The sequence below is a fragment of the Bacillus sp. FSL R12-0074 genome (assembly GCF_038005725.1).
Classification (GTDB): Bacteria; Bacillota; Bacilli; order Bacillales; family Bacillaceae_G; genus Bacillus_A; species Bacillus_A mycoides.
The window spans coordinates 1,787,852-1,812,729 of sequence record NZ_JBBOTR010000001.1 but is presented as its reverse complement, the minus strand read 5'-3'; the positions used below and the strand labels follow the sequence as shown (position 1 = coordinate 1,812,729).

The following is a 24,878-nucleotide window of genomic DNA, read 5'->3' as shown; positions in this document are numbered from 1 at the left end:
TATTTACGCTAAACTTTCCGCCAATCCTGGAACACGTACTCCTCTTTCTCTCGTTAATTTTTTAAATTCTTCGGTTAATCTTTTTGTTACATCTCCTGGTTTTCCATCTCCAATTTCTCTTGAATCTACTTTCACTACAGGAATTAGTTCCGCTGCAGTTCCTGTTAAAAACACTTCATCTGCTACATATACGTCATGGCGAGTGAATGGCCTTTCCTCACACGGAATATTAAGTCGCTCACATAACTCAATCACACTATTTCTCGTAATACCTTCTAGCGCCCCTAAGTACGAAGGAGGTGTTAACACTTTTCCATCTTTCACAATGAAAACATTATCTCCAGACCCTTCACAAACATATCCTTGTTGGTTGAGCATAAGTGCCTCAAGTACACCTGCTTGTGCGGCTTCAATTTTCACAAGTACGTTATTTAAATAGTTCATTGACTTAATACGTGGGTCTAATGCATCTGGTGTATTACGTCTTGATGCAACAGATACAACGCTTAGTCCATTATCATAAAATTCCTGCGGGAATAACTTTAATTGCTCTGCAATAATAATTACGCTCGGTTTCACACAACTTCTCGGATCAAGTCCTAAGTCACCTTTTCCTCTTGAAACAATTAATCGAATGTAGGCATCCGCGTATTCATTTTTTTGCAATGTTTGTAAAACTGCTTCTTCCATTTCGTCAACCGTCATTGGAATTGTAAGTAAAATAGATTTCGCCGATTCATATAATCGTTTCACATGTTCTTTTAAACAAAATACATTTCCTCCGTAACTACGAATCCCTTCAAATACACCGTCCCCGTATAAAAAGCCGTGATCATATACTGAAACAACTGCCTTTTCTTTTTCTACAAATTCCCCATTCATGTAAATGTACTGGTTTCCCATCTCACATCGCTCCTCTTTTTTCTCTCTATTTTTGCAACCTATTTCTATATCGATTGCTGAGATGAGTATTTTTAACAGAATATTCAGTATACTAATCTTAAAAATATACTCGTCTCAACAATCGATTACTTACACACTTGTAGCAATCCATTGCTGAGACGAGAGACTCGTGGTACCACTCAGCTTCCTTACACTTCTCACGAAATATAAGCTCTGCAAGTCCAATTAGACTTTTATTTTTCTATCGGAAACAACTCCGCTACTTTTTACTAACTTCAAAAGCAGTGCTCCGAGGTGATTTTCAATGATTCAATTGTTACCACCCTCACAGCCTTTGGGCGGCTCTCTGAAACAATCTTTATCATTTACTCTCCTCTTTCTCGCATTCTTTTATTCTATTTTTTAAAATAAAAACTCTCGCCTCAGCAATCAACTACTACAAATTAGTAGCTTTGATTGCTGAGGCGAGAGTTTCGCGTTACCACTCAGCTTCCTTATACTTCTCACGAAATATAAGCTTCATAGGTCCAATCAGACCTCCGTCCTTTTACCGGAGACGATGCCGCCGCCCTCTACTCAGTTTCCCTTTCGCAAGCGATGCTCCGAGGTGATCTTCAATGATTCGATTGCTACTACTCTCACAGCCTAGGAGTAGCTCTCTGAAACGACCATAATCATCTACTTTCCTCTTCTTTGCATATACAACATATAAAATTAGAAAATTCTTAATTAACTTTTATTTGTTACACGTATTATAGGACGCGGTTCTTTTCATTGTCAACATGTTTTTAGAAAAAAATTAAAATTCATTCTATTTATTTTTTCTCAAAACAAAATCGGAATGAACTTCTTACACATACTCATATATTACTTAAGTACGTTCGCGTTACTACATAAAGAAAAACAACTTAAAAACATATAAAGTGAAACTTTAATCAGTGGGGGTTTTGTCCATCTCCCACTGATTATTAGCCCTCACCAATCGGGCTTTTACGGGCAGCCCGACTCCCACCTAACTTCCTCGCATTTGCCGAATTTCAAGGTGGGAGTCTTACTGCACGGCAAATAGCGGGATAAAATTTATGAGGAGATGAGAAAACTATGTTAAAAGGTAAAATAGCATTAGTTACAGGAGCAAGCCGAGGAATTGGACGTGCTATCGCAAAACGGTTAGCAAACGACGGTGCATTAGTTGCTGTTCATTATGGAAATCGAAAAGAAGATGCTGAAGAAACTGTTCATGAAATTCAATCAAATGGCGGATCAGCTTTTTCTATCGGTGCAAATCTTGAATCTTTACACGGTGTAGACAACCTTTATATTTCTTTAGATAACGAATTACAAAAAAGAACTGGTGGAACACAATTTGATATTTTAATAAACAACGCTGGAATCGGTCCTGGTGCTTTTATTGAAGAAACGACTGAACAATTTTTTGATAGAATGGTTTCAGTAAATGCAAAAGCACCATTCTTTATCATTCAACAAGCACTACCACGTTTACGTGATAATAGCCGAATTATTAATATTTCATCAGCTGCCACCCGCATTTCTTTGCCTGATTTCGTTGCATATAGTATGACGAAAGGTGCAATTAACACGATGACTTTCACGCTTGCAAAACAACTCGGAGCACGAGGAATAACAGTAAATGCAATACTTCCAGGCTTTATTAAAACAGATATGAACGCAGAACTATTGAGCGATCCAATGATGAAACAGTACGCTACTACTATTTCCGCCTTCAATCGCTTAGGTGAAGTAGAAGATATTGCCGATACTGCTGCTTTTCTTGCTTCTCCAGACAGCCGCTGGGTTACTGGACAATTAATTGATGTTAGCGGAGGATCTTGTTTATAAAAAACATATATTTTCAAATCTTTTTTATTGCGCAATAAAACAATTTATATAATACTATATAAAACATATACATTTAGGAGGATTACAGCAATGTCTGAAAAAACATACGAACTCGCAACCTTCGCAGGCGGTTGTTTTTGGTGCATGGTAAAACCATTTGATGAGCTTCCCGGTATTCAAAAAGTACTTTCCGGCTATGCAGGTGGTCATGTAGAAAACCCAACATACGAACAAGTAAAGACTGGAACATCTGGACATTTAGAAGTTGTACAAATTACATTCGATCCTTCTATTTTTCCTTATCAAAAATTACTAGATTTATATTGGCCACAAATTGACCCAACTGATGACGGCGGACAATTTTTCGATCGTGGTCCATCTTACCGCACTGCAATTTTTTATCATAATGAAACACAAAAAGAGCTTGCAGAAAAATCGAAGCAAACTCTAGCAGAAAGCGGTATGTTTAAAGGTCCTATTGTGACTGAAATTCGCTCAGCTGCACCTTTTTATGAAGCAGAGGAATACCACCAGCATTTCTATAAAAAGAATCCAGAGAAATATGCTACCGAGCAAAAAGAATCTGGTCGTGAAGACTTTATAAAAGAAAATTGGCAAAAATAATAATAAAAATGCATCGTACCTTTTAAGTACGATGCATTTTTATCTTTGAAAAAAGTACCCTACAATGATGAGAACAACCGCTGTTAATGTCCAAAGTGCTATCTTGTTTTTTAATCTATTCTTTTTCTTCGTCATTTCATTCCCTCCCTATAACTATTAAGCATATTCAAGATTTCCTTTGTTTGATTGTCCACTTGATGAATGTGAATAAATCCGTACAAATTCTTATAGCAAGACAGCCAATTATTCCGATTAACAATCGCGATTTATTAGAAATTAAACATTCTTATTACCCATCAACAAATATTTAGATTAACAAAATATTTGGATCGGGCAATCGGATACCGTGCCAGCTGTCTACATCGCATTGGCCATATTCGTTATCACCCACCGCTACCACTGTGCCGTCTGATTTAAGACCGACTGTATGGACACAACCCGCCGCTATCGCTACAATATCGCGCCAATCACTTACATCACATTGACCATGTTTATTATTACCCACAGCCGTCACTATGCCGTCTGATTTAAGACCAATTGTATGATTACTCCCTACCGCTATCGCCACAATATCGCGCCAATCGCTTACATCACATTGATCATGTTTATTATTACCCACAGCCGTCACCATTCCGTCAGATTTAAGACCAACTGTATGAAGATATCCCGCCGCTATCGCCACAATATCACGCCAGCTACTTACATTGCATTTGCCATATCGATTATTACCCACAGTCGTCACAGTTCCATCCAATTTAAGACCGACTGTATGCCAGTCACCCACCGCGACCGCCACAATATCTCTCCAGCCGCTTATATTGCATTCTTCTTCTTTATTTCGCCCCACCGCTATTACCGTGCCATCCGGTTTAAGGCCAATAGTACGACGCCATCCCGCCGCAACCGATACAATATTATGCCAGTCGTTTACATCGCATTGATCATGCTTATTCCACCCCACCGCTTCCACAGTATTATCACTTTTAAGAGCGATTGTATGAGCGTTCCCAGTGTTCGTCGCCATATGAACATTGCCCGCAGCGACTGCTTCCATATCACACCAGCTGCTTACATTGCATTCACCTTCTTTATTTCGCCCCACTGCTACAACCGCGCCATCCGATTTAAGTGCAACAGTATGACCACGCCCCGCTGCTATCGTATCTTTAGGCCACCGTTTCATTTTTAATATCTCTTCTTTCGGTGAAATGTAATTCATGTTTTACCTCCTTGTATATAAGCAACCATATCAAAATAAATATTTTCATCAAATTTTATTATAAATGATCTGACTTTTTATAAATCTACATCTACGAAAAAGACTACTATTACTTCTTTTAAAAAATAAAAACCTCCAGTTTAAATACTAGAGGTTCCTTCTTTATTTCTTCAATCGTTCAATAAAATCGTTCAATTTATCAAGTGATTTCATATTCTGATTACAAGCTACACCATCTTTGCAAATATAGTTTCCCTTTTTCACGAAAGTTCCTGGTATATTACCTTTAATTTCAACTAAAAACATCCCTACTTCTTCATGCCCATGACATAATGAACAAATGCTCTTTTTATTTAAACTTTGGAACGTCCCTTGCAGACCAACAAACTTATTTTTATCATTTTTCGCTATAATAAATTTCCTGCTTGACCCTTTATCAATCCAGCTTAAATAAGATAATTCTTTCATGTCCAGTTCTTCCATATCAGGGAGCTTTAATTTTTTCGCTTTAGGAAATAATTTTTTTAATGTTTGTGCTGTAACTTCTTGAAACGGAATGACATACGGATTTATTTTCATTAAAAACGATTCTGCATCTTCTCTATTTTGAACTGTTAATACCGTATCAATTAACTCTTTCTGTTCATCCGTTAAATTCTCAAATACATGTATTATCTTTTCAATCGCAAGTGATTTTAACGCTTGAATTACACCTCTATCATTTGCCGTCGCATGTCCATTTGCTAAAATATAAGCTTGTGACTTTATAAAATTGTATTGATCACTTCTAATAAAAGCTTCCATCTTTATCACTCCATACAAATTGTTGATCTAGTCTTATTGTATACAATGATTCAGCTTTTTGATATGTAAAAGATAACTTAGAAATGAACATTACATACTCTGACTATGTTCTACCGAGGCATTTCCTGACAAAAGAAACCATCATCTGTTTTCCATTCTGCATATAATACATCTTCAAATTTAGTAATCCCTTTTTGCTTTATTTGTTTATAAAGCCATCCTTCATCAAAACCTGCTTCCCTCAAATTATCTTTCACTACTTTACCATCACTAATTAATGAAATCGGTAAGTATACAGGTTTATGTTTTAAACTTAAATCATTTATAGTAGGAGATTCATATTTGCTTTTCTTCAGAACACTTATGTTTCCATTAGGTTCCAAAATCATATATTCAACTTCTCGGATTGAAAATATATCTTTTTGTTGTCTTAGCATTTGTTGTAGTTGATTAATATCCAAATGATTTGAACTTAGTTGTTCCCGGTCAATATATCCATTACGGATAATGATTGACGGAGAGCCTTCAAAAAAACTTCTCGTCCCTCTAAATTTTTGCGTTATCACTTCTATTGTATAAATTAACACTACCCATACAAGTACTGCATATAAAATAGACCATACTTTTATTTCCGGATCATATATAGTATTTCCTACTAATTCTCCGAGAACTATGGCAGAAATAAAATCAAATGGCGTTAACTGAGATATTTGTGTCTTCCCTAATATTTTAGTAGCAATCAATAGCACAAAAAAACCAAAAAATAGTTCTATCGTTATTTGTCCTAGATGATTCATATATGCTCACCTTTCTGCTTTTCACTCAAATGCTCTATATTCTATTTAGTAAAAAGCCGGCACATTTTTTCTATTATCTTGCCCATTCATATCCAATAGATACAAAACAAAAAGAGTCTAGTTCAATTTAATAATTGAACTAGACTCTTTTATTTTCATTTAGAATACACAATCTTTTTAATCGTTTCTCCGGAAAGAAAATGCTCCTCCGCAAGTTGATGAATGGAAATTCCACTTTTAAACGCTTCTTTAATAGCTTTGTTTCTTTCATCTAGTTGTTTTCTTCCTCCAGATTGTGTACCCCATTTATAATGTTTTGTTTCTTGTTTTGGAATGTAAATTGTTTCACCTTGTATATACTTTTGAATTTCAGCAATTAAACTTTCTGGTAAAACCGTCGCAGCTTTAACGTATTTCATTTCTGCTCGCCCCTTATTTTTTATGGTTCATTTCAATAAGGTGCAAAGCCAAATATAAAAAATGATACGAGCTCATTTAGGCGATTGTATATTACTTGTCTACCCCACGCAAAGTATCGCCATTTCCATACTTGGCTTTGCATGAGACGCTGCAGTGTCTGGCAATTGAATTATAATCGCCATATAAACACCTCCTAATATACCTTTTGCATTTTATTATATGATAAATTTCTTCCCCTTGCATCCACATCCTTTTTAAAGCACGAAGTTACTTAGTTTGATATAATACTTTTTAGTCCAATCCAAAAGTATAGTGAGGTTTCGTTATGAAAAAGAATATTATCATTACAATCGTTACATTATTCATTATTACTGTAGCATTATTCGGAACATACAAATTGATGAACGCAAGAAGTTTTCAATTGTTTGGAGGTTTAACAAACCGAGTAGAAACAAATGAAAAAGTGATTGCTTTAACTTTTGATGATGGTCCTACTAACAATGTAAAACAAATATTACCGCTACTAGATCGATACAATGCAAAAGCTACTTTCTTTTTAATCGGAAATGAACTAGAGAAAAACCTATCGTTAGGAGAAGATATCGTACAATCTGGACACCAAATTGGAAACCATACATACTCTCATAACAGAATGGTTTTCAAAACTCCTTCTTTTATTAAAGAAGAAATAGAAAAAACGAACTCGATAATCCGTCAAACAGGATATACAGATGAAATTGATTTTAGACCACCTAACGGTAAAAAGCTAATTGGTCTGCCCTATTATTTAAATAAAAACAATATCGAAACAATCACATGGGACCTTGAACCTGATACTTTTTATACATCTACAGCTGATAAAATTGAATATGTTAATAAAAATGTAAAACCAGGTTCTATCATTTTACTGCACTCTATGTATGATGAGTCTAATGAAAATTTACAGACCATTGAAGGTATTTTAGACTCTTTATCTAAGAAGGGCTATCAGTTCGTAACAGTAAACGAATTACAAAAAAGAGCAAAATAAAGTGAAACTTTAATCAGTGGGGGCTTTGTCCAGCCCCCACTGATTATTAGTTGAACCAATCGGGCTCTTACGGGCAGTTGATCCCCCACCTAAATTCTTCGCTTTCGCTGAGTTTTGAGGCGGGGGTCTTACTGCCCGTTAATACGGGATAAAAAGGTAGCGTATCATAGAGCGATACGCTACCTTTCTTTTTATATAATTCCAAGTACATTTAGGAATACGATAATAATCGCAATTGGTGCAATATAGCGAAGTAAGAATAACCATACTACGAACAGTTTATAGCCTTTATTTTTACTTACACCAAGTTCTTTCATTAATACATCTTTCTTCATTTTTAAAGGGACAAAGATGGAAACTAATAAAACACCAAGTGGCATTAGTATGTTACTAACCGCATAGTCTGCTAAATCAAAAATTGTTTTCCCAAATGGTTTCACATCACTTAACAAACCGAATGATAAGGCTGATGGAACCCCTACAACAAAGATTAACAAGCCAACAATTAATGCCATTTTTTCACGTTTCCCTTTACTTTTACCTTTAGTTGTTAAAGACGCAACACTAATTTCTAACATCGAAATTGCCGATGTAATAGTAGCAAAGAAGAATAGTAATAAGAAAACAATGAAGAATAATTTCCCGAACGCCATTTTACTGAAAATAGCTGGCAGTACTATAAACAATAGCCCCGGCCCTTGAGATGGTTCCATTCCAAATGCGAACACTACTGGGAAAATTGCAAGCCCTGCAAGTAATGTAATCACAAGCGTTAAAGCTACGATAGAAAATGCTGAACGTGGTAAGCTTTCTTCTTTCGGTAAGTACGAACTATACGTTACCATAACGGCTACCCCGACAGATAACGAAAAGAACGATTGCCCCATTGCATATAAAATGATTTCTGATGTTACGTTTGAGAAATCAGGTTGTAAGAAGAATCGAACTCCTTCTCCAGCACCATCTAACGTAAGTGCACGAACAATTAATACAAAGAATAAAACGAATAATGCTGGCATGAAATATTTATTTACTTTTTCAACACCATTTTGTACACCTTTACTTACGATAAAAATAGTAATAAGGATGAATAATAGCTGTGATCCAACTGCTAAATACGGATTGGAAATGATTTCACCAAACGTAGCTTCGTATGCTCCATTTCCTTCCCATAGTCTACCTGTAATTGCATTCCATAAGTATAATATAATCCATCCTCCTACAACACTGTAGAAAGAAAGTAATATGAAACATGTTACAATCCCTAACTTCCCTAACCATGGCCATAATGTTTTTGGTGCGATTTCTCTATATGCATCAACGGCCTCTTTTTGTGTACTTCTTCCGATAACGAATTCAGCTAATAATAGCGGTAAACCAATTAATAATGTGAAACCGATGAAAATAAGGAAGAACGCGCCGCCTCCTCCAATTCCGGCCATATACGGGAACTTCCAAATCGCTCCAAGACCAATCGCTGAACCTGCTGCAGCTAATACGAAACCTAATTTCGATGTCCATTGCTGTGAATTCATTTGTTAATCTCCTCTCTTTATCTTTTTCTGTTTTACAATCCGGTATTTATATTGTTCTATCCATACTCTTTTCTAATACGTTCACTTCCTCCCTAATAAAAAACGTCCCTACGTAAATACGTAGGGACGACAAAAATATCGCGGTACCACCCTAGTTGTGAAGATACACCAAAGTTAGGACCTAAATAAAAAACGACCCTACGCAAATACGTAGGGACGATAAAATATCGCGGTACCACCCTAGTTATGAAGCCACACCAAAATTAGGACCTAAATAAAAAACGTCCCTACGTAAATACGTAGGGACGATAAATATCGCGGTACCACCCTAGTTGTGAAACAATCTTCACCACTTTATTTGATAACGGTATAAACTACCGTCTTTCATTTCCTCAAAACATGAGATTTATGAAAGATGCTCCAGGACGAACTTCATGAATAATCTATATACTGATTCACACCAACCATCAGCTCTCTGAAATAGGGAGATATTCACTACTATACCCTTTCATTGCCCAAATATTATTTTCCGAATTGATTACTATCATTTTTATCATACATTAAAAATAGTGTCAACTTATATTTTAAAATTTTATGCATTACATTCTATTTAAAAATTCAAAATATGACTTTTGTATGAATAGTATTAGAACATTTATGGTTTATACTGTATTAACTTCTCTAGCAGGTTTATAGTAGTATACGATAAATGCAAGACAGCACGAGTAGGAGGAAAGAATTTTGTCTACTTCAAAAGTTTTAAAAGGTACCGCTTTATTAAGTGGTGCAACAATGATTTCACGAATTTTAGGTTTTATATACTTTTTCCCCTTTCAATTATTAGTTGGAACGCAAGGGGTCGCTTTATATGGATACGCATACTCTTGGTACGGTATTTTATTAAGCTTTTCAACAGCTGGTATTCCTATTGCCGTCTCAAAATTTGTTGCAAAACATAATGCACTTGGTGATTATAGTACAAGTAAAAAATTGTATAACTCGAGCGTAAAATTAATGATGTTTATGGGCTTTTTAGGATTTTTAACTTTATTTATTGGAGCACCGTACATATCACAATTTATTATTCGCTCGAAAACACCAGATCCACAATTTATCGCAGACGTAACACTTACAATGCGAGCATTAAGCTTCGCGCTTATTATCGTACCAGCTATGAGTGTTACACGTGGTTATTTCCAAGGTTTTCAACATATGAAACCAAGTGCTGTTTCTCAAGTCGTAGAACAAATCGCACGTGTCGTTTTCATTTTAGTTGGTAGTTTTATCGTCTCAAAACTATTAGGAGGTTCAGTAGCTTCTTCTGTTGCAGTTGCTACATTTGGTGCTGTTATCGGGGCACTTGCAAGCGTCTCTATTTTAATGATGTACTGGAAAAAATATAATGGATTAAAACCTCCTGAAGGTGAGCTGAAAACGAGATCATCAAACATTCCGTTAAGAAGTATTTATATGGAATTACTACGTTATGCAATTCCAATTGTATTTGTAGGCATTGCAATCCCGCTCTATACGTTAGTAGATCAATATACCGTAGCTGATGTCCTTAGAGCAATGGGAGAACCTTTAGAAACCGCGAATGCAGTTTTCGCTTATATAACGAACTATGCCCAAAAGTTAATTATGATTCCGGCTTCACTTGCAACTGGATTCTCATTAACAATTATTCCGGCTATAACGAAATCATTTACAAGCGGGAAGCTAGATGAATTACAAGGACAAATTTCAAAGATATTTCAAGTGTTGTTATTCTTCACTATCCCAGCCGCATTCGGTCTTGCTAGTATCGCTTACGATGCATTCCGCATGGTTTATGTAAATCCTGAAATTGCACTTGGTGGATCACAATATTTAATTTCATTTGCACCTTCTGCTGTATTAAGTGCAATTTTCACAGTTTCAGCCGCTATATTACAAGGAATTGATTATCAAAGAAAAACAATGATTGCATTCTCAGCCGGTATTCTCGTTAAAATTGTGGTGAACACACCGCTCTTACATTTATTCGGTGGACATGGTGCTGTACTTGGAACAATTCTTGGATATCTCGTTTCAAATATTATTATGTTGTACTGCATCGTTAAGTTTGCGAAATTTAAAATTGGCGAAACAGCAAAAACAGTATTTCTTATTACGATTTACTCCGCAGCAATGTCTGCTGTTGTAATTGCATTAAGAGCAATTATAAGCTGGATTATTCCTGGACAATCTTATATAGAATCACTGATCATTGTGTTTATATGCGCCGCAGCAGGAGGACTTGTTTATCTTTTATTCGTATTAACGAGTGGACTTGCTTCGCATATTCTCGGTAATCGTATTCAACGTTTACCTATACTAGGAAAGTTAGTTAAATAAAAAAACAAGAGATGTAACTCATTGTTACATCTCTTGTTTTTTTACTTCGCATATTGAATACGCTTTTGTTGTTCAGCGATATTTAACTCCGGAGCATATTGTTCTACTAAATGTAATACCTCTTCAATTAGCACTTCTAACTCCTGTACACTATACTCCGGTTTCCCTATCAACGTATTCGCCATACGCTCATATAAATTTTCAGGTTTAATACTCATTCGTCCCACATTATATGGCATCCATTTAAACGCAGGATGATGCACGTACATTCGGTTCAGACCAAATAAGACCCCAAATATATTTCTTTGTACTTCACAAATGACATCATATAGCATAAGCCAATCTTTCCGTTTTAAAAGCGCCTCTCGATTATGCCAACGATTACTAAACCAAAGATTTTCTGAGATCATACTTTTCGCCAGTTCTTCTGGATATGCTTCAACCCTATCTTTTAGATCCTGTACTGTCACCTCTCCATACAAACTCACACCATCATGAACTGATGACACAATACATTGTTTCTCATAATTTATATCATACTGCTCTACAACTTCTAAAATAACCTTTTCCACTGTCACTGTTAAAAAATTACTAATCTCTAGTTTAATTCCTTCTTTCGTCAAATACGTTTCCGACCATTCTTCTTCCTCGTATGGATGATATGACAAAATAGTGCCACCTATAGTTTCGATTGGCTTTTGACGGTCTTTATCCTCAGGTGATGCTGACCATAAAATATGTAATTCGATATCCGAATGTTCATCTTCTAATTTTCTCGCTACAGAGCCTGCTAAAATAATAGCTTCGACTTTCGGATTTCGCCTATAAATCTCCGATATTTCTATCGCTTTCTCTTTTAATCCCATCTCATTTCCCCCCTATAACTATACCCTTCTCTTTTTTATATTTATCTATTTCAATTTTACATCTTGTATTCCCTTTACCACTTTCAGCTTTTCAAAATTCACTTAATCAAATTTCTACCCAATAACGCTGCACAATTTCGCCAGAATTAGAAGAAACTACTTCATTTTCTAATACACCGCCAACCTTTTGAATCGTTTTAGCCGAACCAATATTAGCTTTATCACAAGTTATTAGCACTTTCTTCAACCCGAATTTTTGCGCCTCAGCCAATGAAAGTTGCAGTTGCTCAGTTGCGTAACCTTGGCGACGTTTATTCGGATGAACACTATAACCGATATGACCGCTTTCCCACAATAACTCTGGATTTAACCGGTGTCGAATATTCACAAAACCTATTATTTTTCCATTCTCAACACTAAAAAACTGACTAGATGGCACTCGATTAGATGGTAAATTTCCCCCTTCTTGTGTACTTACTTTTTCAAACCATTCACCAATAGAATCGAAATTTTGTAAAGAACAACTACCGTGCGGTTCTTCTCCTGAATGTAAAAACGCCTGCCTATACTCCATAATTTGTTCGCTATATTCGTATGTTGGTTTCAATAGCTTCATTGTCATTCTCCCCACTCACCCATTATCTATTTTTCTAAAAGAAACACCTTAATAGCGGATTTTCATCCTTACTATTAAGGTGCTTCTATCACTTTTATTCAAATAGCCCCATACTCAAATAACGCTCACCTGTATCAGGTGCAATACATAAAACTTTTTTACCAGCGCCTAAGCGTTTTGCAATCATAATTGCAGCGTACACAGAAGCTCCTGAAGATGGTCCTACTAATAAGCCTTCTTGTCTTGCTAAGTTTCTCATTGTAGTTAATGCTTCTTCATCCGCAATTTGAATAATTTCGTTATACACTTCCGTATTTAAGTTTTTTGGAATAAAACCAGGACTTGTTCCTACTAGTTTATGAGGGCCTGGAACACCACCAGATAACACTGGTGATCCTTTCGGTTCTACTACGGCAATATATAAGTTTGGTAGTTTCTCTTTTAACGTTTCACCGGTCCCTGTAATTGTTCCACCTGTTCCTGCGGTTGCTACAAATGCATCAAGTTCTCCATCCATTTGTTCATAAATTTCAAGTGCAGTCGTATAACGATGAATATTCGGATTTGCTGGGTTTTCAAATTGCTGCGGAATAAAACTATTTGGAATTTCTTTTTGTAACTCTACCGCCTTCGCAATTGCTCCTGGCATTCTTTGTTCTGCTGGTGTTAAAACTACTTCTGCGCCGTATGCTTTCAATAAATTAATACGCTCTTTGGACATATTATCGGGCATAATTAAAATAGCTTTATATCCTTTAGCAGCTGCATTCATCGCTAAGCCAATTCCTGTATTTCCACTTGTCGGTTCAATAATTGTATCACCCGGCTTAATGAGGCCGTGTTCCTCGGCAATATGAATTAAGTTATAGGCAGCACGATCTTTCACACTGCGTGACGGATTAAACATTTCCAGTTTTACATACACATCCGCTGCGTCCTCTGGAATAAATTTAGATAATCGAACGACAGGTGTATCTCCTATTAATTCTGTAACGTTTTCACATACTTTCATAGCACATCTCCTATTCTATCGTTTTCTTATCATTTGGCAGTAACAATGAAGTCAGTCCAATTAATGGTAAACAACTACATAATAGCATAATAAACTGAAGACTATACACATCAGCCAATTTCCCAAGGACTACAGCACCTAATGCTCCAAGACCAAACGCAAGACCGACAATTAATCCTGACACCATTCCAACTTTCCCTGGAACAAGTTCTTGTGCATATACAACGATTACACTAAAACTACTAGAGCTAATAAATCCAATGCATAAAAATAACGGTACAACCCACATAAGAGAAACGTGAGGTAACAATAGTGCAAGTGGCGCTGAACCGAGCATTGAAAAGACAATAATCTTTTTCTTACCGAATCGATCCGCTAGCGGACCACCAAAGAAAGTACCTAATACACCAGCAATCATAAAAGCGAAGACGAAATACTGTGCATTTTTTATAGATAAACCGTAATGCTCTATTAAATAAAATTGATAGAAATTCCCGATACCAGCACCGTACCAAGAACGTACGAATGTTAGAAAAACAAGAAGTATAATAACAAATTTAATGTGCGTACTTACAATCGCATTTTCAGCCTCAAGTGCAGCCCTCTTTTTCCTTCTTACAGCACCAGTCGCTAATTCATTTTTATACCAATTTGATACGAAAATTAGTAATACAATTCCAACTGCTGCAAAGGCTGTAAAACCTAAAGAACCAATTTGACCGAGCGGAACGAAAATTAATGCTGTAAAAATAGGTGCTAGAGAATTCCCTGTATTTCCCCCCACTTGATAAATCGCTTGTGCTAAACCTCGTTTTGCACCGGCTGCCATGTAAGCAACACGAGCGCCCTCCGGATGAAAGACCGCGGAACCTAATCCAATAAATAAAACAGAAATAATAACAACTATAAAGTTCGGTGCAAATGCGAGTCCAATCATCCCAAGCATACTCGAAAACATACCGAGCGGTAATAAAAATGGTGACGGCTTCTTATCTGAATACATCCCAAAAACCGGCTGCATAATCGATGACGTCATATTTAACGCAAACGCAATCCACCCTACTTGCATATAGGATAAATTCATCGTTTTTTCCAAAATAGGAAACAACGCTGGCACAACTGCTTGCATCGAATCATTCAAAAAATGTCCGAAACTAATCGCAAATAATATTCGATATATTGTCGGTGTTTCTACTGTATTTTTTTGTGAAACTGCCTGCATATGTGTATTTCTCCTTCCTGTACAAAATATATATTTATTACAGTTAGTGTAATAAATTTAGACTTTAATCAGAATAAATTCTGAGTTTTGAAACATTTCTATTCTATACTGGTTTCATTTCTTTTTCCAGAAATTCAACTTCTAAAAAAATATATTTTTTCTATGTGCTTTGTCGGATTTATTTATATGAACTCTTTGTATTTTCTTTTATACTAAGGCAGGACGAAAGGAAGGCTTGCAAATATGAAGAAAAAGACGATCCTAAAACATATTAGGATCGCCTTTTTTTATTAAATAGAAAAACGCTTATATTTCTCATAATCACTCGTCTTACATTCTAGTGCCATTTTCGTACCTTCGTTTTCATAACTCGTAGATAAAACGTGTGCATGATTGTTGAAATACGAAACTACCTGCCCTTGATCATACGGAATTAACATTTCACACTTCGTATACTCTTTATAAATGTGTGAACGAACTACTTCTACAAGCTCTTCAATTCCAACATGTTTCTTCGCAGATAGATAAACGCGATCTTCTTGCACTTTCGGAATTTCAACATCTACCAAATCTGATTTGTTGTATGCATAAATCGTCGGGATATTTTCCACGCCAATTTTCTTTAACGTTTCATTTGTAATATCAATTAATTGCTCATAATTGGGATTTGAGTAATCTACAACGTGAATGAGTAAATCCGCTTCTGCCACTTCCTCTAGCGTTGAACGGAAGGCTTTCACAAGATGATGCGGTAATTTACTTACAAATCCAACAGTATCCGTTAATAAAAATGATTTATTATCCGGCAAATCAATATTTCGTACAGATGTCTCTAACGTCGCAAATAACATATCTTTTTCAAATACTTGTTTTTCTACAGTACCATTAAAAATTTCAAGCATTGTATTCATTATCGTTGATTTACCTGCATTCGTATATCCTACTAATGATACAACTGGCATTTCATTTTTCTTACGTTGTTTACGCTGCGTTTGACGCTGTGCAACAAGTGCCTCTAATTCTTTATTTAGAGCCGCAATTTGTTCTTCAATTTTACGACGGTCTAATTCCAACTTCTTCTCACCGACACCTTTATTTTTCGTGCCAACTCCCCCGCTTTGTCTTCCTAACGATTCACGAAGACCGATTAAGCGAGGCATCATGTACTGAAGATGGGCCACTTCTACTTGCAACTGCGCTTCTTTCGTTTTCGCACGCTGCGCAAAAATATCCAAAATTAAAATGGTACGATCAATTACTTTACAATCTAAATCCTCTTCTAAATTTCGAATTTGTGAAGGAGATAATTCGTCATTAAAGATGACCATATTTGCATCTGCTTCTTTCACATACGCTGCTACTTCTTCAATCTTCCCTTTTCCAATATAATGCGACGGATTTACTCGTTGTAAATTTTGCGTCACTTGACCGATTACTTCCACATCACAAGCTTCCGTAAGATTTGCTAACTCTTCCATCGAATATGCAAAATCAGCTTCCTTACCTAAATTTACTCCAACTAATATTGCTCTTTGTAATAATTCTTCCATATATTTATTCCTCCATTTCGATTACGCAAAATAAAAAACACAGGTCACTGCCTGTGTTTTCGTAAACGGATAAGGGTTCACCAAAGAAATAGAAGAAAGCAGTGCTTTCGTCCTATACATGGTCAAAAAGTCCCAAGATAGTATACGTATCCAACAAGTGTTCACCTATACTATCCCATTCTATTTATAAAGGCAAAACAAAAAGAGGGCGTATTCGTCCCTCCCTCTTTTTCACATATAAGCTTAATAAAGGGTTCCTTTAAAATAGGCAGACCAATCCCGTTCACTCTGTACACAGACAGAGCCTTTGAGCGCTATTCAATTATCGGCACAAAGTATTGAGACGTAATCTGATTAAGATCAAAGGAAGCCCCTCCGTTCATTTTAAGTTACATAAAGTGTAGCATAAGTAATTCGCTTTCACAAGATTAAACCACCTATAGAAACAGAAAGAAAATCTTTATATTTTTACTTTAATCGTCATTTTTTGCGAATTCTTTTCACAATAAAAATAACAACAGCTACAATAAATAATACACCTATAACAATAACCACAACTTGCCACAAACTTAAGCCGCTCACCATATCCCCTTTTAAATTCACTTTCTTCGTTGGAACAGACTCTTTTGCAATATGACTTAAAGCCATTTTCTCTATCTCTGCCTCATCTAATCTCTTCGTTCCACTGCAGCTAGATGTCTCCAACAGTTTCTCTTCTCCTCTATGAGAAGAGAACACTAGGTACTCTCCTCCCTCTGCAAAATGAAACGCACAACTACTACTGCTTGTATATATAATAATTTGCGAAGAACTTGTCCCTTTCCAAATTTTCTTCACTTCAAATAATGTTTTCATTCTTCCGTCCTTCTCTTGAACTTCTAATACCTTACCTTCAAACACTACATCATTTTGTTGTAACCTCTCTTCTGGTGATGCTTTAGTACAATCACAAGCATAAGATTTCTCTGGTAAAATAAAATAAGTAAAGCTACAAATTAAAACAAGAGACAATACATATACGATTCTTTTCAAGAATCTCAAACCCCTTCATTATCAAATTTAGAAGCTTTCCGTATATTATTTGGACATCACTCCTCAAATCCCTTTCCGTTTATTAAAATATATTAATTTTATTAAACAGAAAATCTTTATTGACATTTTTATAACCTGATATTAGTATCAGGTTATAAAAACAAGTTAGGAGATGTTCCTATGAATTCTAAATCTCGTATTACCGCAATTGGTACTTATGTTCCAGATCAAGTATTGTCTAATAACGATTTAGAAAAGATGGTCCATACGAATGATGAATGGATTGTACAAAGAACAGGCATGAAAGAAAGAAGAATTGCTAACGAAGACGAATACTCCTCACACTTAGCCATTAAAGCAATCGAAAATTTGTGTACAACATATAAGAAAAACTTAGAGGATATTGACTGTATCATCGTCGCTACAACTACTGCTGACTATGTTTTCCCTAGTGTTGCTTGCCAAATACAACAATACTTCAACATACCTCATACACTAGCTTTTGATTTAAATGCGACTTGCGCTGGTTTCACATACGGACTGCATGTCGGTAATAGCTTAATCACTTCTGGATCACATCAAAAAGTACTCGTCATAGCGACAGAGACATTATCTAAAGTTACTGATTACACCGATAGAACGTCCTGTATTTTGTTCGGTGATGGCGCTGGAGCTATTTTATTAGAAAGAGATGAAAACAAACCAAACTTTATCGCTGCTCACATGGGAACAAACGGTGACGGTGGCATTCATCTATACAGAACAAACTTATCTACTACTATGAATGGCACACCACTACAAACAAGTGAAAAAATTGTTCAAAATGGAAGAGAAGTATATAAATGGGCTGTACGAACAGTACCATACGGCATAAAAAAACTATTACATACTGCAAATTTGCAAATAGATGATATAGACTGGTTCATACCACATAGTGCTAACTTAAGAATGATTGAATCTATTTGCGAAAAATCAAAAATATCTATTCAAAAAACATTAACGAGTGTGGAAGATATGGGGAATACATCTTCCGTCTCTATTCCACTCGCTTTAGATTTAGCTAGAAAAAAAGGAAGATTAAATAACGGAGACACACTTTTGCTATACGGATTTGGTGGTGGGCTTACGCATTTAGGGCTTATTGTGGCATGGGATTTAAGTTAAATACATTAAAAAGAAGTTCTAGGGAATAACTAGAACCTCTTTTTAATTTCATGAAATTTATTTACCTATCCGAGACCATATCACAACAGGAATTAGCAATAATGCTAACAATCCTCCCGCTAATGATAATGCCGCATAACTGGAATTAGCTACTACCATTCCTGACATCGCTCCACCTGAAGCTCCGGCTAACGCAATAAAAACATCTATTTTCCCTTGTGTTTTAGCACGTGTAGAAGGTATAGTTGCATCAACAATTTGAGCTGTACCACTTATTAAACCGAGGTTCCACCCTAACCCAAGTAAAGACAGAGCAACAATTAATAATAGTAAAGAATCACTCGGCGCTATCGCAGCTATGACACCCGCCGCTAGTAAAATTACTCCACCAGCTATACTCATCGTAGTACGGCCAATTTTATCAATTAACATTCCTGTAACAAGCGATGGAAGGTACATTGCACCTACATGAAAACCAATCACGAGACCTACTGCACTTAAACCATGACCGTGGTGTCCCATATGAACTGGCGTCATCGTCATAATCGCAACCATCACTATTTGAGTAAGTATCATAACGATTGCTCCAACGGTAACACCACGCTTATTCTCTATTATTTCTTCTGTTACTGGTTGCCCTTTATATGTATGTTCTTGTTTATATGTTTCTATTATGTTAGCAATAATTAACGGGTCTGGACGAAGCATAACAAAAAGAACAAGACCCGCAAGTATAAATGCCGCTGCTGATAATATGAACGGACCAGCAAGGTTAGGAATTCCAATTGAATCAGCAAAATCCCCCATTACACCTACTAAATTCGGACCAGCCACCGCACCAAAAGTCGTCATAACCATCGTAATACTAATAGCAGTTGCTCGCTGCTTCTTATCTGCTAAATCGGTACCAGCATAACGAGCTTGTAGATTCGTCGCTGTACCTGCACCGTATATGAGTAAAGAAACTAGTAAAAGAATAATACTATTTGTTAACGCAGCCAATACAACTCCAATAGCCCCTAGTCCCCCTATTATAAACCCTGTTGCAAGTCCTATTCGGCGACCATATTTTTGCGATAACTTCCCAACAAAGAAAGCCGCTACCGCAGATCCCATTGTAAACATAGCAGCCGGTAATCCTGCATACGCATCCGTCCCAAGCATTTGCTGTGCAAGAAGTGCACCTACTGTAATTCCAGCAGCTAATCCCGCTCCGCCAAACATTTGTGAAATACTTACGATTATTAACGTTCGTTTATATAATTTTCGTTGCTCTTCTTCTGTATACATATGATTACTTATTGAAGCATCCGCCTTATCTAGCATTTTCTCACCCACTTAATAAAATTCATTACTCTTGTTAATGTACTATGTTTAACGTTACATATTCAATGTCATTTTTCATCCGTCTCTTTAATTATTAAAAAATCTCTAACTATACTTTACTTATCTCATGCTATATTAAAAATACTACTATTCACAATATACAAGGAGAAAACAATGAAAAAAACACTAGAATTATGCGAAGCTTGCAAACATAATCCAGTACAGCAAATAGAAGAATCTGATGAAGCAAATCAACCTTATAAATTATGTAGCCAATGTCATGAACGTCTTATCTCGTTATCTTTACATCCAAATGAATGGTACAATCTTGCAATCGTTCATTCACCTTATAAGTATTATTTGCACGACGATTTTTATGAAGGAGATGGTGAGGCGACGCAACCAGAATTAGAGATGGATGAGCATAAACTTGCACCCGTGCCTACTTTAGAAGAAGTTCGCTCAAACTTTAAAAACTTACTTGATTACACAATGACTCGATGGTTTCTTCAAGAAGAAGAAATTGAAGCTCTTAATATGTACGATAAAAGCGAAATATTAGATGCTGTTATGAACCGCTTTTCTAACACGATAAATGGTGTAATTAAAACTCGATTACTCGAGATTGTTATATGTGTATTAGGAGAAAATGCCTCTGATTGGATAAGAAAACTGTGGAAGGAATTTGATGAAGATTTAATTGCACCTCTTTCACACGCTGCCGCTTACTGTTTACCATTTGAAGAAGCATTCCCTTTAGTAATAGAAAAGCTAAAATCAGTATTAGAATGTGAGCTTCCGACCACTTCCTTCATTTGTTTACATTCTTTTCAATCCTCAGCAATATTGGATTGGATAGAGGAAAATGCAGTATCATTTCATAGCGATTGGGGACGATTAGCTGCAGTATCACAACTAACTTGGACGCGGATTAAATCTTGGCTAACAAAAGGACAACCATTAAGTTTAATAGCACTGGAAGCAATGGTTAGCTGCATACCTTCAAATGAAGATATAATATATGAAATGAATCCCAAAATTTTATTAACAGATCCTTCAGAAATAGAGTCTATTTTAATAGCATACAAAGAAAAAGACAGTGTTTCTAATGTTAAAACAAGTGTTGAAACTATTTTAGAAAACAAAACGGTAATATTTCAACATGCGAATCCTTTACAAATATCTATCAAGAAGAAACCAAAAGACTTTTTAGTTATGGATGGCACAGTACAAATTCATGAAAACAGACTGGATGAATACGTAGAATTCATTAATACAAACAACTATACCCAAGTTTACATTAATGACCTTGGGTATAGTATGGAGCATCTTGATTTTCTAGAACGCTGTCCGCAAATCGAAGCGCTACAAATTAATAGTACCTATATTACCGATTATTCAGCTTTATATAAATTAAAAAACTTGAACTCTTTATCACTAGAAGAACCACAAGTCCCTTTAAACTTAACAGCACTAGAAAGCTTTAAAAATATAGAGGAACTTTACATACAGTGGAATAAAAACATTACAGGGTTCGAATCTTGTTCTAACTTAAAAGAACTATACATTTGGAAATACAAACCGAAACAAAAAAACCTTGAAGAATTAATGTCTTTACAAAACCTTGAAAAACTAAGAATTACACAAGGGAACATTAACTCATTAAAAGGATGTAGAGCATTTCCTAAATTAAAACATTTAGAAATCAATTATGTAAGAAATTTAGAACATATTGATGAAATTGAAAACAATGCTTCAACTTTAAAATACGTCGAATTCGATCATTGCAGTAAAATGAAAAATCACGACTATTTACGTTATTTAACAGAGTTAGAAACACTCATTCTATCAGGTTGTGGTAACATACAAAATCTACAATTCATTAAAGAACTACCAAAGTTAAAACATTTAAGCTTCGTGGATTCTAAAGTTGTAGATGGTAATTTAGAACCTTGCATCGGCATAGATTTTGTTGGTTTTAATAATAAGATGCATTACAGTCATAAGTTTAACGAATTAAACCCAGATTTTTCATACTAGCGTAAAGAAAAACAGGCTGCTATTAGCCTGTTTTTCTTTACACTTCCTCTACCACTCTTTCCCTTCTCTTTTTACTCAAAGCCTTTCCTTCCCAAAATAACAAACTTACTAAAGCACAAATTATAATAACTGGAACACTCGCTTTATATAAATCAGTAAAACTCATAGCCATCTTATTTTTGGCATACCGACTTACATCTTTTGAAAATGCAAGTACTTCTTTCTTTATACTCTCCTCTTGTTTTTCAACTTCTTTTGTTACTTGATTCGTAATTTCTTCTCTTTTTATATCTCTATATTCTACTGGAACACCACTTAATACTTCATCCACTTTTTGGTGAATTAGTTCGTCTTTTTTCTCTTTACTTAATCCCACCAATGTTTCATTTTGTTTCTTTTCTACATTTGTTTCTATACTTTGTTTCTCTATTTTTTCTTTTGTTACCTGTAATATCTCAGCTTGCTGAGCACTATTCACATGAATATTACGCACTTTTTCTTCTGCATAACGATATACATTCTCTTTATTTAAAGATAAGTTGTGAGTTAAATTAGATACAAATATTGCAACCGCTAATACAATCCCTACTTGCCGCAACATTGATACAACACTTTGAGAAGCAGTTAATAATTCTCCTTCAAACGAAGATGCACTTAAAACTGTAATTGGTCCCACTACTAAACCATATCCAACACCTAATATCATACACGGAATAATAATTTCTATATTTGTTGAATTGACGTCAATCATTTGCAACCAATAGTAGGATAGGCCCATAACAAGAAACCCTGACAAAATAATAGTTACTTTTCCAAGCTTTTTAATTAAAGTTGCTGCAACAGGTGAGATAAAAAATATCATCGCTGAAATAGGTGTCACTAAAAAAGCAGCTTCAATTTCCGTTCGGTGCTGTATTTTTGTCAAAAAAGTTGGAAGCAATACAGTAACGCCAATTAAGAATAAATTACTTAATATAACAACGATAGACGCTCCGACAAACATTCGATCTTTAAATAAATTTAAATTCACCATTGGATTATGAATCTTTCGTTCCACTAAAACAAATAGAATAAGAGAAATAGTGCTAATTGCATAACAAGACAAAGCAATATTACTTTGCCATCCCCATGTATTACCTTTTACTAGTATGAGAGTAAAAGAGAAAATCGCTGAACTACTTAATATAAGCCCAATCCAATCAATTTTTGAGATAATACGTTCTTCATTTTTTATTTGTAGCATAATACAGCATAAAATGATTCCAAGAATACAAATCGGAACATTGACGAAGAACACCCATCTCCATCCTACATTTTGCGTAATAATTCCGCCTATTACCGGACCAAGTGCAGCTGACAATCCTTGCGTTACTCCTAAAATAGCAAGTGCAACATGCCTCTTTGCTAACGGCATAGCTGATACACCAATTACCATACTTGTCGGAAATAAAATTGCTGCTCCAACACTTTGTATAAAACGAGAAAAAATAAGGAAGTCACCTGTATTAGCAAAAGCACAAAGCACTGATCCACCACCAAAAATAATTAAACCGAGAATATACACCTTTGCTTTCCCAAAAATATCAGCTATCCGTCCTAGCGGGATTGCGAGTACTGCAATCGTCATTGTATAAACATTTAATACCCAAGACATCTTCTCTAATGAAGTATTTACACTCGATTGTATTGTTGGTAAAGCTATATTCATAATCGTTGTATCAATCATACAAAGAAAAATACCTAAGCACATTAAAAAGACAATCTTAATACCCTTTGACTGCTCCATGTTAATCTACCCCTTTATTTATTGTGAACGTGTTTTTCATTCTTCCGTTTTATTGTTTTCTTTTGCTTCTAATTGCTGTAACTTCCTCTTCAACATCTCTACTTGTGCACTATATGATGCAATACCTACATCGAGCGAAATTTCTTCAACGAAAGTAATACCTTCTCTCCATTTTTCATATTTCAAACGAAGATCCGCAATGTACGCTTCTTTCCTTTCAATTTCGTCTTCAATCCATTTTTTTATCGCCCTATCATCACTATAATTACCAAAATACATCCTCATTAAAAAATCTGAACGTAAAACGTCTTTCTCTACATCCGTTTGCATGTATTTATAAAACTCTTCACGCCCTTCATCTGTAATAAAGTACATTTTCTTATTCGGTTTCCCTTCTTGCATGACAATTTCTTTTTTAATTTTCCCCTCCTTTTCCAATTGTCGTAACGTTGGATAAATCATTCCAAAGCTTCCATCAAAAAAGTAAGTAAATACATCCTCAAACACAATTTTAATGTCATAACCAGACAATTCTTTTTCCATTAATAAACCTAAAACAACATCTCTTCCCTTCAAAATAAGACCCCCACACAGTATATAATCAATAATCATATTAACATCGTTAATATGATTATTGATTATATACCTTATTCTGTAAATTGTAAAATGTTTCTAACTAAAAAAGCTGTCTTGTAA

Annotated in this window: 21 protein-coding genes and 3 other annotated features; of the genes, 6 read left to right on the top strand and 15 right to left on the bottom strand. The window is 35.4% G+C overall.

The window, feature by feature from the left end; all coding sequences use genetic code 11:
* Positions 1 to 3: 3 nt before the first annotated feature.
* Positions 4 to 903, bottom strand: coding sequence for a branched-chain-amino-acid transaminase (ilvE, locus tag NSS97_RS09450; RefSeq protein ID WP_000528152.1), 900 nt, complete (start codon positions 901 to 903; stop codon positions 4 to 6).
* A 151-nt stretch (positions 904 to 1,054) separates the two neighbouring features.
* Positions 1,055 to 1,293, bottom strand: a binding site (T-box leader).
* A 67-nt stretch (positions 1,294 to 1,360) separates the two neighbouring features.
* Positions 1,361 to 1,606 (bottom strand) — a binding site (T-box leader).
* A 398-nt stretch (positions 1,607 to 2,004) separates the two neighbouring features.
* Here ilvE and NSS97_RS09445 point away from each other — a divergent pair.
* Together NSS97_RS09445 and msrA are read left to right on the top strand one after the other, a co-directional pair.
* Complete coding sequence (locus tag NSS97_RS09445) at positions 2,005 to 2,763, top strand: SDR family oxidoreductase (protein WP_000911713.1); 759 nt, start codon at positions 2,005 to 2,007, stop codon at positions 2,761 to 2,763.
* A gap of 90 nt (positions 2,764 to 2,853) precedes the next feature.
* The gene (gene msrA / locus NSS97_RS09440) at positions 2,854 to 3,387 is read left to right on the top strand and encodes a peptide-methionine (S)-S-oxide reductase MsrA (RefSeq protein WP_044440446.1); all 534 of its coding nucleotides are present in this window, start codon (positions 2,854 to 2,856) and stop codon (positions 3,385 to 3,387) included.
* Between the two features lie 307 nt (positions 3,388 to 3,694).
* Here the strand turns inward: msrA and NSS97_RS09435 are convergent, their stop codons facing one another.
* From NSS97_RS09435 to NSS97_RS09420, 4 genes are all read right to left on the bottom strand, one after another.
* Positions 3,695 to 4,606, bottom strand: a complete 912-nt coding sequence (locus tag NSS97_RS09435) for a chromosome condensation regulator (protein WP_107887695.1) — start codon at positions 4,604 to 4,606, stop codon at positions 3,695 to 3,697.
* 162 nt (positions 4,607 to 4,768) lie between these two features.
* On the bottom strand, positions 4,769 to 5,410 hold the full coding sequence (locus NSS97_RS09430; protein ID WP_044440442.1) for a FusB/FusC family EF-G-binding protein: 642 nt from the start codon (positions 5,408 to 5,410) through the stop codon (positions 4,769 to 4,771).
* Between the two features lie 110 nt (positions 5,411 to 5,520).
* Complete coding sequence (locus NSS97_RS09425; RefSeq protein ID WP_002126773.1) at positions 5,521 to 6,207, bottom strand: DUF421 domain-containing protein; 687 nt, start codon at positions 6,205 to 6,207, stop codon at positions 5,521 to 5,523.
* A gap of 155 nt (positions 6,208 to 6,362) precedes the next feature.
* The gene (locus tag NSS97_RS09420; protein ID WP_002012161.1) at positions 6,363 to 6,626 is read right to left on the bottom strand and encodes a CD3324 family protein; all 264 of its coding nucleotides are present in this window, start codon (positions 6,624 to 6,626) and stop codon (positions 6,363 to 6,365) included.
* 326 nt (positions 6,627 to 6,952) lie between these two features.
* Between NSS97_RS09420 and NSS97_RS09415 the strand changes: the two genes are divergently transcribed.
* Positions 6,953 to 7,657 (top strand): polysaccharide deacetylase family protein, encoded by a 705-nt coding sequence (locus NSS97_RS09415; RefSeq protein ID WP_107887696.1) that lies wholly within the window; start codon positions 6,953 to 6,955, stop codon positions 7,655 to 7,657.
* A gap of 191 nt (positions 7,658 to 7,848) precedes the next feature.
* Here NSS97_RS09415 and NSS97_RS09410 read toward each other — a convergent pair whose 3' ends face one another.
* Positions 7,849 to 9,192, bottom strand: a complete 1,344-nt coding sequence (locus tag NSS97_RS09410; protein WP_044440438.1) for a sodium-dependent transporter — start codon at positions 9,190 to 9,192, stop codon at positions 7,849 to 7,851.
* Between the two features lie 298 nt (positions 9,193 to 9,490).
* Positions 9,491 to 9,713: a binding site (T-box leader), on the bottom strand.
* Positions 9,714 to 9,933: 220 nt separating this feature from the next.
* Between NSS97_RS09410 and NSS97_RS09405 the strand changes: the two genes are divergently transcribed.
* Positions 9,934 to 11,568: a putative polysaccharide biosynthesis protein gene (locus tag NSS97_RS09405; RefSeq protein WP_044440436.1), complete on the top strand. Its 1,635-nt coding sequence runs from the start codon at positions 9,934 to 9,936 to the stop codon at positions 11,566 to 11,568.
* Between the two features lie 41 nt (positions 11,569 to 11,609).
* Here NSS97_RS09405 and NSS97_RS09400 read toward each other — a convergent pair whose 3' ends face one another.
* From NSS97_RS09400 to NSS97_RS09375, 6 genes are all read right to left on the bottom strand, one after another.
* Positions 11,610 to 12,434 carry a DUF4037 domain-containing protein gene (locus NSS97_RS09400; RefSeq protein WP_044440434.1) on the bottom strand — a complete coding sequence of 275 codons (825 nt, stop codon included), beginning with the start codon at positions 12,432 to 12,434 and terminating at the stop codon, positions 11,610 to 11,612.
* A gap of 106 nt (positions 12,435 to 12,540) precedes the next feature.
* Positions 12,541 to 13,050: a GNAT family N-acetyltransferase gene (locus tag NSS97_RS09395; RefSeq protein WP_016126768.1), complete on the bottom strand. Its 510-nt coding sequence runs from the start codon at positions 13,048 to 13,050 to the stop codon at positions 12,541 to 12,543.
* A 94-nt stretch (positions 13,051 to 13,144) separates the two neighbouring features.
* Positions 13,145 to 14,062 carry a cysteine synthase A gene (gene cysK / locus NSS97_RS09390; RefSeq protein WP_044440432.1) on the bottom strand — a complete coding sequence of 306 codons (918 nt, stop codon included), beginning with the start codon at positions 14,060 to 14,062 and terminating at the stop codon, positions 13,145 to 13,147.
* Between the two features lie 10 nt (positions 14,063 to 14,072).
* Complete coding sequence (locus NSS97_RS09385) at positions 14,073 to 15,284, bottom strand: MFS transporter (protein ID WP_098168116.1); 1,212 nt, start codon at positions 15,282 to 15,284, stop codon at positions 14,073 to 14,075.
* Between the two features lie 290 nt (positions 15,285 to 15,574).
* Entirely contained in the window at positions 15,575 to 16,834 is a 1,260-nt protein-coding gene (hflX, locus tag NSS97_RS09380; RefSeq protein WP_060751531.1) for a GTPase HflX, read from the bottom strand.
* A gap of 480 nt (positions 16,835 to 17,314) precedes the next feature.
* Entirely contained in the window at positions 17,315 to 17,866 is a 552-nt protein-coding gene (locus NSS97_RS09375) for a cobalamin biosynthesis protein CbiN (RefSeq protein ID WP_107887698.1), read from the bottom strand.
* A gap of 180 nt (positions 17,867 to 18,046) precedes the next feature.
* Between NSS97_RS09375 and NSS97_RS09370 the strand changes: the two genes are divergently transcribed.
* Entirely contained in the window at positions 18,047 to 19,030 is a 984-nt protein-coding gene (locus tag NSS97_RS09370; RefSeq protein WP_341112302.1) for a ketoacyl-ACP synthase III, read from the top strand.
* 57 nt (positions 19,031 to 19,087) lie between these two features.
* On the opposite strand, the gene NSS97_RS09365 is transcribed toward NSS97_RS09370, so the two are convergent.
* The gene (locus NSS97_RS09365) at positions 19,088 to 20,356 is read right to left on the bottom strand and encodes an MFS transporter (RefSeq protein ID WP_341112299.1); all 1,269 of its coding nucleotides are present in this window, start codon (positions 20,354 to 20,356) and stop codon (positions 19,088 to 19,090) included.
* Positions 20,357 to 20,530: 174 nt separating this feature from the next.
* On the opposite strand from NSS97_RS09365, the gene NSS97_RS09360 reads away from it, so the two are divergent.
* Entirely contained in the window at positions 20,531 to 22,396 is a 1,866-nt protein-coding gene (locus tag NSS97_RS09360) for a hypothetical protein (protein ID WP_341112297.1), read from the top strand.
* Positions 22,397 to 22,433: 37 nt separating this feature from the next.
* Here the strand turns inward: NSS97_RS09360 and NSS97_RS09355 are convergent, their stop codons facing one another.
* Entirely contained in the window at positions 22,434 to 24,182 is a 1,749-nt protein-coding gene (locus NSS97_RS09355; protein ID WP_107887701.1) for a DHA2 family efflux MFS transporter permease subunit, read from the bottom strand.
* 36 nt (positions 24,183 to 24,218) lie between these two features.
* Positions 24,219 to 24,758: a PadR family transcriptional regulator gene (locus NSS97_RS09350; RefSeq protein WP_002086322.1), complete on the bottom strand. Its 540-nt coding sequence runs from the start codon at positions 24,756 to 24,758 to the stop codon at positions 24,219 to 24,221.
* Positions 24,759 to 24,878 lie beyond the last annotated feature (120 nt).